The 12,487-nt window shown below is 57.6% G+C and carries 12 protein-coding genes; 7 read left to right on the top strand and 5 right to left on the bottom strand.

Translation table 11 applies throughout. The annotated features are described in order from the left end of the window. Positions 1-34 precede the first annotated feature (34 nt). Both AC4PS6_RS13345 and AC4PS6_RS13340 read right to left on the bottom strand, forming a co-directional pair. Positions 35-2,671: a Tc toxin subunit A gene (locus tag AC4PS6_RS13345; protein ID WP_288856509.1), complete on the bottom strand. Its 2,637-nt coding sequence runs from the start codon at positions 2,669-2,671 to the stop codon at positions 35-37. Positions 2,672-2,854: 183 nt separating this feature from the next. Continuing rightward, positions 2,855-3,331: a PA2171 family ribosome-binding persister protein gene (locus AC4PS6_RS13340; protein WP_020303041.1), complete on the bottom strand. Its 477-nt coding sequence runs from the start codon at positions 3,329-3,331 to the stop codon at positions 2,855-2,857. A gap of 298 nt (positions 3,332-3,629) precedes the next feature. Here AC4PS6_RS13340 and AC4PS6_RS13335 point away from each other — a divergent pair, with 298 nt between their 5' ends. Then, positions 3,630-3,836: a PLDc N-terminal domain-containing protein gene (locus tag AC4PS6_RS13335; RefSeq protein WP_003191730.1), complete on the top strand. Its 207-nt coding sequence runs from the start codon at positions 3,630-3,632 to the stop codon at positions 3,834-3,836. A 60-nt stretch (positions 3,837-3,896) separates the two neighbouring features. Here AC4PS6_RS13335 and AC4PS6_RS13330 read toward each other — a convergent pair whose 3' ends face one another. After that, positions 3,897-4,457 carry a type 1 glutamine amidotransferase domain-containing protein gene (locus AC4PS6_RS13330; protein WP_072434044.1) on the bottom strand — a complete coding sequence of 187 codons (561 nt, stop codon included), beginning with the start codon at positions 4,455-4,457 and terminating at the stop codon, positions 3,897-3,899. Positions 4,458-4,487: 30 nt separating this feature from the next. After that, positions 4,488-4,991, bottom strand: a complete 504-nt coding sequence (locus tag AC4PS6_RS13325) for a DUF4142 domain-containing protein (protein WP_020303039.1) — start codon at positions 4,989-4,991, stop codon at positions 4,488-4,490. A 196-nt stretch (positions 4,992-5,187) separates the two neighbouring features. On the opposite strand from AC4PS6_RS13325, the gene AC4PS6_RS13320 reads away from it, so the two are divergent. The 3 genes from AC4PS6_RS13320 (at position 5,188) to AC4PS6_RS13310 (ending at position 9,565) form a co-directional block, all read left to right on the top strand. Continuing rightward, positions 5,188-5,397, top strand: a complete 210-nt coding sequence (locus tag AC4PS6_RS13320) for a hypothetical protein (protein WP_014718794.1) — start codon at positions 5,188-5,190, stop codon at positions 5,395-5,397. 178 nt (positions 5,398-5,575) lie between these two features. Continuing rightward, positions 5,576-6,370 (top strand): class II aldolase/adducin family protein, encoded by a 795-nt coding sequence (locus tag AC4PS6_RS13315; protein WP_058410543.1) that lies wholly within the window; start codon positions 5,576-5,578, stop codon positions 6,368-6,370. Positions 6,371-6,568: 198 nt separating this feature from the next. Then, positions 6,569-9,565: a non-ribosomal peptide synthetase gene (locus tag AC4PS6_RS13310; protein WP_336827524.1), complete on the top strand. Its 2,997-nt coding sequence runs from the start codon at positions 6,569-6,571 to the stop codon at positions 9,563-9,565. Here AC4PS6_RS13310 and AC4PS6_RS13305 read toward each other — a convergent pair. After that, positions 9,545-10,390 carry an AraC family transcriptional regulator gene (locus AC4PS6_RS13305; RefSeq protein ID WP_038452182.1) on the bottom strand — a complete coding sequence of 282 codons (846 nt, stop codon included), beginning with the start codon at positions 10,388-10,390 and terminating at the stop codon, positions 9,545-9,547. The two genes, AC4PS6_RS13310 and AC4PS6_RS13305, sit on opposite strands and share 21 nt — an antisense overlap. Positions 10,391-10,499: 109 nt before the next feature. Here AC4PS6_RS13305 and AC4PS6_RS13300 point away from each other — a divergent pair, with 109 nt between their 5' ends. From AC4PS6_RS13300 to glsB, 3 genes are all read left to right on the top strand, one after another. After that, on the top strand, positions 10,500-10,910 hold the full coding sequence (locus tag AC4PS6_RS13300) for a hypothetical protein (protein WP_032901722.1): 411 nt from the start codon (positions 10,500-10,502) through the stop codon (positions 10,908-10,910). A 73-nt stretch (positions 10,911-10,983) separates the two neighbouring features. Further along, entirely contained in the window at positions 10,984-11,328 is a 345-nt protein-coding gene (locus tag AC4PS6_RS13295) for a hypothetical protein (protein WP_032901720.1), read from the top strand. A 55-nt stretch (positions 11,329-11,383) separates the two neighbouring features. After that, entirely contained in the window at positions 11,384-12,292 is a 909-nt protein-coding gene (gene glsB, locus AC4PS6_RS13290) for a glutaminase B (RefSeq protein WP_014718789.1), read from the top strand. Positions 12,293-12,487: the final 195 nt, after the last annotated feature.

Here is a 12,487-nt window from a genome sequence, read left to right as displayed (position 1 = left end):
GGTCATTCCTTGAACCAGGCGAAATACAACGGGGTTAGGGGGCTGTGGCGATCAATGCCGAGCCAACGTGTTGCCAGTCTTCATTCATCAAGGTGGCATGCAGGTCGGCAGCCTTGAGCAAGGCGTTGGCGGAGAGGCCGGTGAGCCTGACGGCTTCATGGCAACGCAGGAGCCAGTCCAGGTCGGCCAGGGTCTTCACCTGTTTGGCAGGCAGGGATTCAACGAGCAGGTTGATTTCATCGACATCCCACTTGAGCAATGCGGCCAGTTGCGAAGTGCAAGCCCCATCGTGAGATACGGCGGAGCCTTCAACGGAGGATGAATTGGCGCGCTGCAAATAAGCGAGCACGCGGTCCTGGGCCAGTCCGTAGGTGCTGAGGCAATGGGCAAAGCGTTGCAGCAGGTACAGCGTGCTCAGCGTCAGCTTGAGCAGCGAGGCCGCGGTGTGGTCCGGGCTCAGCCAGTGCGGATGGAGCACAAAGGCCTGCAAGGCCTCACGGCTCACTGCCAGACCCAAGGACACTTCGGCATCCGGCAGGCTCAGCAGTACATTTTTGTGCAGCTCCGTGGTGGATTCGGCAGTGGCGGTTCGGGCAATTTGTCGAACCACGAGTTTGCGCCATTGCAGGTACGCGGAGGCGTCACCGGCAAGGTGTGAGGGGGCGTTGAGCAGCGTGTCGATGTTTGCTTTAAGCGGCTGCATTTGTTGGTAGAACGCGCCGAGCTTCTTGGTCACTGCCTGTTTGGCATCGCTGTGCAGAGCCGTGTTGCGTTCTGGGTTGAGGCTCAGCGTCTGGGCTTCGATAAGCTGCACCAGCCCATTGGGCAGTTCTTTGGGCGGCGCGGGCTTGAGCAGCGGTTGGCTGTGCAGCAGCCCTTGTACGATGAGGGCATGCCAGGCAATGGGCGCCGCTTTGGTGTCAGGCTCGGGCTGGGGCAATGACAGGTCAGCGAGGTCTTCTTGCGCCAACAGGCCATGCCGAGTCAGTTCGACCACCTCATCGAGTTGGGTGATGTACGTCTGCACGTGGGGCGGTGGAGATTGGGCATCCAATAGCAATTGACGGCGAAGTTGATCGACCGTTTGACCCGTGTCGTTGAGCCAGCGGACCAGCCAGTCCATTTGCATCAGCACATCGAGCAGGTCGGCAGGTGCATTCACGCCCGAGCGACGCAGGCTCGGGTTGACCAGTTGGCCGGTGTAATCCTTACCGCCCAGCAGCGCCGCCACATGGTAGCTATCGAGCACTGACAGCCCGAACAACTGCGCGATCCGAGCTTGGCGATACAGCGCGCTATAAAACGTCATCGTCGGGCAAGCAGCGGGTAGATGCTGGCGGGCCTGCTTGATCAGCCAGTGCAACGAATCCGGGGTATCGCTCAGGTGCAGGCCGGTGCAGAGCTGGTGGCGCAGGGTTGTCGGGATTTCCTCCCTCAGCGCCAGGGTCGGCCTGTCCAGCGTCAATGCCTGGCCTGGCAACGGGCCGGGGTTGAACAACTGGTCGTACAGCGACAGGCGAGTACCGGGTGCCCACACCGGTATTTCATCCAGCACGGCGGCAAAGGCTTGCAATGACAGGCTGTAGCGGCGTTCCAGATAGCGATAGACGCCCAGTGCGCGCAGGGTATTGTCGTTGGCGGGCCGCGCCGGGTCGCCCTCGTGTTCACGCCGCACGACGCTCGTTGACAGGGCGTCGAGTGCGTCGAAGGGCAATTGCGTCCAGCGTTGCAGGCGGATCATTCGGTGCAGGCGCTGGTAACGTTCCCATGAGGTATTGCGCAGGCGCGCAGCACCCTTGTCCTGTGTAGTGATCGACAGGGGCGACTGGGTCGCGCCAGCCTCGGTGATCGGCCCGTTCACGTACGCGGCACCGTCGTGCAGGCGCAGCTTGGCCGGCGGCGTTGGCAGGGCGCTTGCCAGAACATTGCTCGACAGCACCGGCACATACTTGCCGCAGGCCAGTAGCGCTTCGGTCTGATCGGCGGTGAGTCCGGTTTTTTGCAACCAGTGGGGCAACTCCTCAAGGGGCTGCGCCTGGGTGCCATAGTGCTGGGTAAAAAAATCCTCTGCCTGTACGTCTCCTGATCTTTTTAAAAAAGGCTCCGTCAATAACACCTGCTGGGCAGGGCTCAGCCCGGACAGCAAACGTTGCGCTTCATAGGCCTCGTGCCTGACCACGCCGTAAGTGTTTTGCGCACGCTGGCCGGTGGGCAGCTTGAGGCTGATGCGGTAACTGAGTTCGCCCAATTGTGGCTTGTTGCCGGACAAACCGAGCCAACACTGCCGATGCGCACGTTCGAACGGCAGCACGAAGGGGAAACGTTGCTTGCCGAGCACCTCATCAAGTGAGCGACCGCGGTATTCACGAGGGGTTTTTTTGAGGTGAGCGTCAATCTGGCGGGACAGGGTTTCGTTGATCATCGAGAGTTGAGGAATCACAGCGCTGAGGCTGCGTTCGTCCAGGGGCAGCGTCTTGAGTTCGGGGCGTCGCTGGTCGAGGGTGACCTTGGGCTGTTTGCCTTTACCGCTTTTTTCCAGCGCTTGGGCAAACAGGTATAACGCCTTCAGGTAGGCGATCGGGGAGTCGATTGCCGCCATGGAAGAGGCCGAACACAGCAGGTGCCAGTCCTCTTTGAACAGGTGGGTATAGGTGGGGGAGTGCGTGTCCATTGTGATGAATCTCCTGAAAGCCCCCGGCCACTGCCAAGGGCAATGGCACGCTAGCATGGGGCGCCAGGCTGGCTCGGTCGGCCGGATCGCTGAGTGAGCGAGGAGAAATCATCGGTGCAAATCGATAGCGCGACAGGGCCTGTGGGTCACTGTCGCGCGAACATTGCTACGAGGAGGCAGCCGTTACGCGGCCAGCGGTTTTTTCGCCATGGCTTTTTTGTGCGCAGCCTTCATCGCTTCCATCTCGGCCCCCAGCTCTTCGAGCAGCGCTTTACCCAGCAGTTTCTTGGCCTGGGGGAACATCTCGGTTTCTTCTTCTTCGATATGGTGCTCAAGCAGCTCCTTGACCACTTTGACCCGACCGGAAAACTCGGTGGACGATGGGTCGGTCTTTTTCAAGTCCGGCAGTACCAGCGAGTCGACGGTGCGGTGCTCTTCCTTGGCTTCGTGGTACATGATGTCCTGTTCCTTGCCACCCGCTTTCCTGAACGCGGGGTAGAGGATTTCTTCTTCAAGTTGGGTGTGCAGGGTGACTTCCATTTCAAGTTTGGCCAGCAACTCGGTGCGCTTTTTCACCCCGCGTTCAGTGGATTCGCTCAACTGGGTCAGCAGGGTCTTGACGCGTTCATGGTCGGCTTTGAGCAGGTCGATGGCATTCATAGGTAACCTCACGGGGGTGTGCGGGCGTGTCGAAGTGCACGCCTCGTGGTGAGGAAGGTTGCATCAGGCGTACCAACTTTTATGGTTATAAATCATCTTTAAAATCAGATGGTTATATTTTCATGTGCGCTTTTCGGTCGTGCAGCTTGCATGGTCGGGCCGCGTTGAGGTTGCACAACGCACAGCCGGTTGCTGACACTCCAGCGCAACGGGGGGCCATAAAGTGGGGCCAGGAAAATTCTAATGGAACCCTTGGGGCATCTGCTTGACCTAACGCTTAGACTTCAGGAGGTGAATCATGCAAATTGAATATATCTGGATCGTATTGGCGGTGGTTCTGCTGCTCTTGGAACTCTGGGCGATCAATATCGTTTTGCGCAGCACTGGCGGATGGGAGACCAAGGGGTTGTGGGTCGTGGTGCTGGTGTTCGTGCCGCTGCTGGGGTTGATTGCGTGGGCAATGTTCGGACCCAAGCGTGAAATGGCGCAGCAGCGTAAGAGCTGAAGCGGTGAGTGATAAAAAACAGGCGCCCATGGGGCGCCTGTTTTCATTGCGCTAAGCCGATCAGCCGCCGATGGCCTTGGCAATCGCCTGATTGAACGCCGATAGGTCGTCCGGCGTGCGCGAGGTGATTAAGGTCCAGCCATTGGCCTGGCACTCTTTAACCTCGGCATCCACTACGCTGGCCGCGCCGGCGTTTTCAAGGTCGATGCGCACGCTTTTATAGGCGGTCAGGGTTTTGCCCTTGACCACGCCAGCGTCGATCAGGGTCCATGGCCCGTGACAGATCGCCGCGATGGTCTTGCCGGCCTGCACGAACTCATTGATCAGGCGCAGTGCGGCAGTATCCTGGCGCAGCGTATCGGCATTCACTGTGCCGCCCGGGATGACCAGCGCATCGAAGTCGGCGCTGACAACATCCGACAGTTGCACGTCTGATTCCACGGTCTGGTCCTTTTCCGTGTCGCCGACAAATGTCTGGGTAGTGCCGCCTTTGCTGGAGGCGTGCGTCACGGTCGCGCCGTAGCCACGCAGCGTTTCCAGAGGCTTGAGCAACTCGTCGCGCTCGATGCCGGTGTTGGAGGTGATGACGAGGATGTGCTTGCCGTTGAGTTGCGAGCTCATGGTCGAGTGTCTCCTTGGGTCATGGATGGTTTAATGGGCGTATTTGGTTTGCAGTTCCTTGGCCATTTTCAGGTGGGCTTCAAGGGTGGGCAGGGTCTTGGTGGCGAAGGCTTTCAGCTCGGGATTGTCCGAGGAGGCCGCTTCTTTCTTGAACAGTTCGACGGTTTTTTCATGGGCCGCTACCTGGTTGTTGGCATAGGCCTTGTCGAAGGATTCATCGCGCATTTCCAGGATGGCTTTCTTCGCCTGGTCGGTGAGCGCGGCGTCATCGGGTACTTCGATATCGAGTTTTTTCGCCAGGGCCATCAGTTCCTGATTGGCCTTGGTGTGGTCTGTGACCATATGCTGGGCGAAGGTCTTTACGTCCGCCGAGCTGCTTTTTTCCAGGGCCAGCTTGCCCGCTTCCACCTCGGTGATACCGCCCTCGGCGGCGTTGTCGACAAAGTCGTTGGAGGTCGCCGCCATCGCGGTGGAAATCGAGCCTGCAATCAGCATGAAGGTAAGGCCCATCGGTTTCATCAGTCGAGTTTTCATGGTGTCTCTCCTTGGAAATGGCGGGATGCCGTTACCTGACTGTTGAATCGAGAGGCGGGTAAAAGGTTTAAAATTTTTTGCGCTTTTTTGCCCAGCGGTGAGGCGAGGCAATTGACTTGAACCAATTCGGATTCCCAGGGTTCTGCTGCATAGGGCCGCCATCTCAGGGGCCTGCCACTGCCAGGAGGATTGCACTGTGACTGATCATAAAACCGCCGATAAAACCCCCGACCCCGTCAGCTCTGAAGACGCGCAAAAAGGTAATGCCCAGGCCACCAAAGGGCAGACGCTTGAACCTGCAAACCCCAAGACTGACACCATCGACAAAGTCGTGACGCCGACCTCGATCAAGGACATTGAACGGCAAACGGATGCAATCAACGAAAAGCTCAACAACGGGCGTTGAACCTGCTGAGTTGATTGGCGGCGAAGGAGCTTGCTCCCGTGGTGGCCTGAACGCTGCCATTGCTGCTTTTTATAAATAAATATAATAATTAGCTTAGATTAAAATGTGCTTTTTATTATTTATGACCATCCCCTAGCCTTGCCTGGAAGTCCCCTTAGGCCATCCAGGAAGATTTGCCATGAGTAGCGTCACGCCGATTTCCAGTGTCTTGAGCAATGTGCGCCAGCGGGTAACACCGCAAGAGTGGGAGGTGCGGGTCAAGTTGGCCGCGGCCTACCGACTGGCGGCGTTGTACAAGTGGACCGATCATATCTACACGCATTTCTCAGCGCGGGTGCCAGGGCCCGAGGCGCATTTCCTGATCAATGCTTTCGGGCTGTTGTTCGACGAAATCAGCGCCTCCAACCTGGTCAAGGTCGATCTGGACGGCACCATCGTCGATGACCCAACGGGCCTGGGGATCAACTACGCCGGCTATGTGATCCACAGCGCCATCCACGGCGCACGCCATGATTTGCAAGCGGTGCTGCACACCCACACCCGCGACGGTATTGCGGTGTCGGCGCAGAAGCAGGGGTTGTTGCCGATCTCCCAGCACGCTATCGCATTCTCGGGGCGTGTGGCTTACCACGGTTACGAAGGGGTGGCGCTGGACCTGGACGAGCGTGAACGGCTGGTGGCGGATTTGGGCGACAAGAGTGTGATGATCCTGCGCAACCACGGCTTGTTGACGGGTGGCGTCAGCGTCGAGCATGCCTTCCAGCAACTACAAAGCCTGGAGCGGGCCTGCAACATCCAGATTGCGGCACAGGCAGCGGGGAATGCCGAGTTGATCTTCCCACCCGCAGAGGTGGTGGCCAAAGTCGAGCAGCAGGCCAAGGTGTTCAGCAATGGCGAAGGCCCGGGCGTGGCGCGGCATTGGAATGCGCTGGTGCGCCAGCTTGAGCGTACCGATACCGACTACAAGAACTGAGTCGGATGTGGATTGTTCCCACCCGGAGCGTGGGAGCAATCACTGTAAGGTCGTGATGGGCCACCTTTGGTATCAGAGGCGCATCTCATATAGTAAAAATATATAAAAAACTGTCATTTCCTACAGTTATTCATCTCGGCCAATAAAGAAAAAATAGCCTCTCATTTTTTGGCGTACCCCGTAAAAGAGGTGCTTGAGATGCTGACGGACACGGTGCTGGATTTATTTGCAGATCGTCTCGCTCAGGACGCTACTGCTCTGGCAGTCGTGACCGAGACAGAATGTCTTACTTACGCAGAGCTGGATTACAGAAGCTCTAAAGTTGCGGCCTTTTTGCAGTCCCGCACTATCGGGCGGGGTGACTACGTGCTGGTGCAGGGCGAGCGCTCCATTGAGTTGATCGTTGCATTCCTGGGCGTCATCAAGCGCGGTGCGGCGTTTGTTCCGATGGACCGCCAACTGCCCTATAACCGTAAAGCCTATATCGCCAGGCAATGCGCGGCCTCAATCATCCTTTCCACTCAACGCCATGATGTCGAGCCCTTGCCGGCAACCGAAGTCATAACCGTCAGCGAGCTGCTGAACTCCAGTCAAGTGTTGAGTTATCAGCCTGTTGGTGTCCGAGGCGATGATGCGATTTATGTGATTTTTACCTCGGGCACTACGGGCGAGCCCAAAGGCGTAGTGATCGAACATCACAGCGTCGCGCAATTGATGATGCAGCACAATCGAGATTTGGGTGTGACGTCTTCCAGTCGTTGCAGTTTCATGGCGGCAGTGGGGTTTGATCTTTGCCAACTTGAGATCTGGTCCGCGCTGACGGCAGGGGCCTGTCTGTATGTTCCGGGTCAGGATGCGCTGCTCAATAGCGATGACTACTTGTCATTCTGTGTCGCGAAACAGATCACCCATGGCTTTGTACCGACGTTGAGAATTTATGACGTGCTGAACGCCAGGCAGCCGCAAGGATTAGCCTTGAGCTGTCTTTACACCTGCGGTGAAAAACTCCATCCCGTGGAAGTCGACCATCTGCCTTATCGTGTTTTTGACTGCTATGGCCCCACCGAAACCACTATTTACGTCACTCGTAATGAGGTTCAGAGCAAACGCTTACAAAGGCCTGCATCGATTGGTTATGCGATAGATCACTGCCGCATTCATATTCTGGATGAACACCTCAACGAGCTCGTAGTTGGCGAGGTGGGGGAACTTTGTATTGCCGGGCCGGGCCTTGCTCGGGGTTATTTGGGTGCGCCTGAGTTGACTGCGCAGCGCTTTATTTATTCACCCACGCTCAAATGCCGGTTGTACCGCAGCGCAGACCAGGCCCGAGTGTTGGCGGATGGACGGATTCAGTTTCTGGGCCGCATGGATGGGCAAACAAAGATTCGTGGCTACCGTATCGAAACCGGTGAAATAGAGACGCGCCTGCTCAAAGAGCCGAGCATCAACAGCGCGGCGGTGGTGGTGCAAGACACCGGTACACAAGCGCAAAAACGCTTGGTTGCTTTTGTCGTACCGCGCAACAGGCAGGTGCATAGCGGGCGATTGGTTGCAGAGCTGCGACGCAGCCTTGCTATGGATTTGCCTGATTATATGGTGCCCGAGTTATTCCATCGCCTTGACAGGCTACCTGCCAATGCCAATGGCAAGATAGACAGGCCAGCTCTGTTGACTCTATTGCAGGCGATGCCGACCGTAGCGTTGGATATACAACGCTTTACGCCGGGCCCACAAGTTACGTTGGCGAGGGCGTGGTTTGAGGTGTTGGGTCACGCTGATTTTGGCCCCCAAGACAACTTTCTGAAGGTCGGTGGGCACTCCCTGGGCGTGGCAGGATTGGCGGAGAAATTGTCAGTACAGTTCAATATTCATGTGGCGGTGCGCGACATATATGAACATCTGGTATTTGAGGATCTAGCGGCCACATTACACCGACGCACTCAGTCTTTACATGGAGAAAAAGGGCCCGAGCGTGTGCACGCTTTCGAAGCCGATGGGGCGCTCCCGCTGGACATGTGTTTCGCGCCAGGCTTCGAGTCGATGCAATTGAAGAGTCCCGAGCATACCTTACTGACTGGCGCGACCGGGTTTGTCGGTATTCATCTCTTGCACCAACTATTGGCCACCTCAATCGCCCATATTCATTGCCCGATTCGTTGTGACAATACGCCGGCTGGGCTGGTGAGGCTGCAGCAAGTCAGCGAGCGTTACCAAGTGCCCATCAGCGAAAGCGATTGGAAGCGCATTCACGTGTACGTAAGTGACTTGGCGGATGAGCAATTAGGTTTAGGGAAAGAAATGTTCACCCATTTGGCGCGCTGCGTGGATGTGGTCTATCACTCGGCAAGCGCAGTGAATTTCATCATGCCTTACAGCTATATGAGGCGAGATAACGTAGAGGGCCTCAAGCAAATCCTCCATTTTTGCGGTGCGCAAAAGACAAAGGCATTGATGCTGATGTCGACCATCTCAATCTATAGCTGGGGCCATCGTTTCACCCATAAGAGCCATGTGTACGAACAGGATGATATCGACGAAAACTTACCGGCTATTCGCGATGACCTGGGTTATGTACAGAGTAAGTGGGTGATGGAAAAACTCGCAGATCTGGCCGCGTCCCGAGGTCTGCCGTTAATGACCTTTCGGTTGGGTTATGCCACCTGTCATAGCGTGACTGGCGAGTGTGCTCACTACCAATGGTGGGGGCGCTTTATCCGCACCTGCCTGGCGTATGGCGCGGTACCCGATCTGGAGCGTATGCGGGAAGGCTTGACCACTGTGGATTTCATGGTTGAGGCGGTGGCCCATATTTCCCGCGACCCCCAAGCGCTGGGGTTGAAGTTTAACCTGTGCCAACCAGAATCCACCAATCTGGACCTCAAAGCATTTTGTGAGCGGGTGGGCGAGCATTATGGCCGAACGCTTTCGGTTGTCCCGTATAAAAATTGGCTCGCATTGTGGGAACACAACCCCGAAGCATTACTTTACCCATTGCTTGGAATGTTCAAAGACCCGATGCACGCAGATCAGTCCATCCTTGAGCTTTACCAAGAAAATTATTCCTGGGATCGCAGCAACACCGTGCGGTTTCTTGAGGGTAGTGGTATTCGCGAGGCCAAATTCTCTGGCGAAGTATTGGCGCGTTATCTCGACAAGTTAGATCCAAACAGCTCACGTCAAGGCGATAGTTGACGCGTTGCTGTGCGGCCCGACGGTACTGGCACGGTCCGCCAGGTAACGCGCCGGCGGTTGGCCCATGGCCTTGCGGAACATGGTGATAAACCCGCTGGCATTTTCATAACCCAGGTCCAGCGCCACGCTCTGCACACTTTCGCCGTTGGCCAGGCGCTGCAGTGAAAGGATTACATGCAACTGCCGGCGCCAGCGACCGAAGCTCAGGCCGATCTCTTCCAACAACAGGCGGGTCATGCTGCGTTCGCTCATGCCGATGCGCACGGCCCATTCGCCCAGGGTGGATTTATCGCCGGGGTTGGCCAATAAGCTGTTGGCCAGCCGATGCAAGCGGGGGTCTTGGGGCATCGGCAAATGCAGGGCTTCGATGGGGGCCTGGGCCAGCTCGTCGAGTAACGTCGCCACCAGGCGGCCCTGGGCGCCGTCTTCGTCGTAGAGCTGCGGGAAGCTGACCGCCTTGCCGATCAATTCGTGCAGCAATGGCGACACCGACAGCGTGCAACATTGCCGGGGCAGGGCGCTGGCGGCGTTCGGGTTGATCAACAGGCAGTACACATCCGCTTCGCCGGCACCGCGTGCCGCGTGGGTTACTCCGCCGGGAATCCACAACGCGCATTGCGGCGGCACGATCCAGATACCCGCCTCGATCACACAATGCACCACGCCGCGCAAGGTGTAGATCAATTGCCCGTGTTGATGGTGGTGAGGGGTATGTTCCCAGCGTTCGGACGTACTCGAGGCGCCCACTGCAACAATCGAGCGAGGGATCGCGGCGGCGTCGCGGACCCGGCAGGGGTCGTACTGGTCGAGGCGGTGATGAACCATGGTGAGAACTGCCTTGGCTGGATTGCGAAACATTCTGGCTATTCTGTGCAATGCTGTCCAGCGCCACGCGCCCTATGATGAGAATCAGTCTCATCAAAGGAGCTTTGCCATGCGACTCGACAGTTCAACTTTCCCGGTGGTGAAAATCTTTTTCGACGCGCCTAGCGAAGGTGCGCCGGAAGACGCCTTCCTGACCTTCGAACGTCTGCTGGCCCGTGAGCAGCCCTTCTTGCTGCTGCACGAAAAAGCCGTGGATGAGAACAGTCATGAACACGCCCACGAAGAGCGCAAGCGCGCGTCTATCTGGATGAAGAAAAACAAGGCTGCCTTGCACGCCTACGTCAAAGGCATGATCCAAGTGGAGCCCAGCGCTGCCAAGCGCCTGGCCCTCAAGCCCTTTGCCGTGACGTTCGGCAAGGCCTGGGGTTACCCGCTGCTGGTGGTGGAGTCCAAGGATCGCGCCTGGGCGTTGGCCCAGGATGTGCTGGATACAGAAGTGTCGGATGTGGCGCATTTCTGAGCCTGGCCAAAGCTCGACAGCGTCCACAATTGAACTACCTTGATTGACGAGCCTTCCCACTCGGTATTCAAGCATGTGCACTTTATGGACGCGGTACCTGGCGTTGCTGGAAAACGACCTGAGCACGCAGATTTTCGACAATGTTAAAAATCTGTTGGTCTGCGCATTGTTGTTTGCGGCGGGGACCAACGCGCTGGTGGGACCGCGCGAGTTGCTGATCGGTATCTTCGCCTCCAGCGTCGCGGGCTGGGGCTTGATTGTGCTGTCGACGGTGCTGATGCTGTTGAACGTCAGCGACGGCATTCGCCGCCTGGCCAAATTGCGTTATCACTTGGCGTTGCAACTGTTGTTGATCCTGATCTACGTGGTGATTGCCGAGCGGGTGGTAGAGATTGTGTGGGTGTTGCGCGCCCATTGACGTATCCTCCGCGCCTCGTTTACCACTGATTCGAACAAAGATGACAGGACAAGCTATGCAGGCGCTGCTGGAGTCGATCCTCGACGAAGTGCGCCCCTTGATCGGCCTCGGCAAAGTCGCCGATTACATTCCCGCGCTGGCCGACGTGCCCGCCAACCAACTCGGCATCGCGGTATACGGCAACGACGGCACGGCCTACTGCGCTGGAGATGCAGACACGCTGTTTTCGGTGCAGAGCATTTCCAAGGTCTTCAGCCTGGTGCAGGCCATCGACCATGGCGGCGAATCCATCTGGGAACGCCTGGGCCACGAGCCCTCGGGGCAGCCGTTCAACTCCATGGTGCAGCTGGAATTCGAACGTGGCCGCCCGCGCAACCCCTTTATCAACGCTGGCGCGCTGGTGATCTGCGACATCAACCAGTCACGCTTCGCCGTGCCTATTCTGTCGATGCGCGACTTTGTACGGCGCCTGTCGGGCAACCCGCAGATCCTGGTCAATAGCGTTGTGGCCGAGTCGGAAGCCCAGCACGGTGCGCGCAATGCGGCCATGGCCTACCTGATGAAGTCGTTCGGCAACTTTCATAACGATGTGGACGCGGTGCTGCACAGCTACTTCAACTATTGCGCGTTGCAGATGAGCTGCCTGGACCTGGCCCGAGCGTTCAGCTTTCTGGCCAATGAAGGCGTGAGTGCCCACAGTGGCGAGCAGGTGCTGACGGCGCGCCAGACCAAGCAGGTAAACTCGATCATGGCCACCAGCGGCTTGTACGACGAGGCGGGCAACTTTGCCTACCGCGTGGGCCTGCCGGGCAAGAGCGGGGTCGGCGGCGGAATTGTCGCGGTGGTGCCGGGGCAGTTTACGGTGTGCGTATGGTCGCCGGAGTTGAACGCAGCGGGCAACTCGCTGGCGGGGATGAAGGCGTTGGAATTGTTGAGTGAGCGGATTGGGTGGTCGGTGTTTTGAGATCGTTCTCTCTGTGGGAGTTGGCTTGCCTGCGAAAGCGGTGGTTCAGTTGAAGAATCATTGACTGACAGGTCGCCATCGCGGGCAAGCCCGCTCCCACAGGGATCTATGCCTGGCGCCAATTCTGTGGGCAACCCACAAGCTGGCTTGCCTGCGAAAGCGGTGGTTCAGTTGAAGAATCATTGACTGACAGGT

The sequence above is a fragment of the Pseudomonas sp. DW-iso17 genome (assembly GCF_058725345.1).
The sequence above is the reverse complement of the archived record's forward strand: the minus strand, read 5'-3'. Positions and strand labels throughout refer to the sequence as shown.

Coding starts and splice junctions, on each gene's coding strand:
- AC4PS6_RS13295 (WP_032901720.1), top strand. CDS start 10,984: ATGTGCACTTTATGGACGCGGTACCTGGCGTTGCTGGAAAACGACCTG.
- AC4PS6_RS13310 (WP_336827524.1), top strand. CDS start 6,569: ATGCTGACGGACACGGTGCTGGATTTATTTGCAGATCGTCTCGCTCAG.
- AC4PS6_RS13340 (WP_020303041.1), bottom strand. CDS start 3,331: ATGAATGCCATCGACCTGCTCAAAGCCGACCATGAACGCGTCAAGACC.
- AC4PS6_RS13345 (WP_288856509.1), bottom strand. CDS start 2,671: ATGGACACGCACTCCCCCACCTATACCCACCTGTTCAAAGAGGACTGG.
- AC4PS6_RS13300 (WP_032901722.1), top strand. CDS start 10,500: ATGCGACTCGACAGTTCAACTTTCCCGGTGGTGAAAATCTTTTTCGAC.
- AC4PS6_RS13315 (WP_058410543.1), top strand. CDS start 5,576: ATGAGTAGCGTCACGCCGATTTCCAGTGTCTTGAGCAATGTGCGCCAG.
- AC4PS6_RS13305 (WP_038452182.1), bottom strand. CDS start 10,390: ATGGTTCATCACCGCCTCGACCAGTACGACCCCTGCCGGGTCCGCGAC.
- glsB (WP_014718789.1), top strand. CDS start 11,384: ATGCAGGCGCTGCTGGAGTCGATCCTCGACGAAGTGCGCCCCTTGATC.
- AC4PS6_RS13330 (WP_072434044.1), bottom strand. CDS start 4,457: ATGAGCTCGCAACTCAACGGCAAGCACATCCTCGTCATCACCTCCAAC.
- AC4PS6_RS13335 (WP_003191730.1), top strand. CDS start 3,630: ATGCAAATTGAATATATCTGGATCGTATTGGCGGTGGTTCTGCTGCTC.
- AC4PS6_RS13325 (WP_020303039.1), bottom strand. CDS start 4,991: ATGAAAACTCGACTGATGAAACCGATGGGCCTTACCTTCATGCTGATT.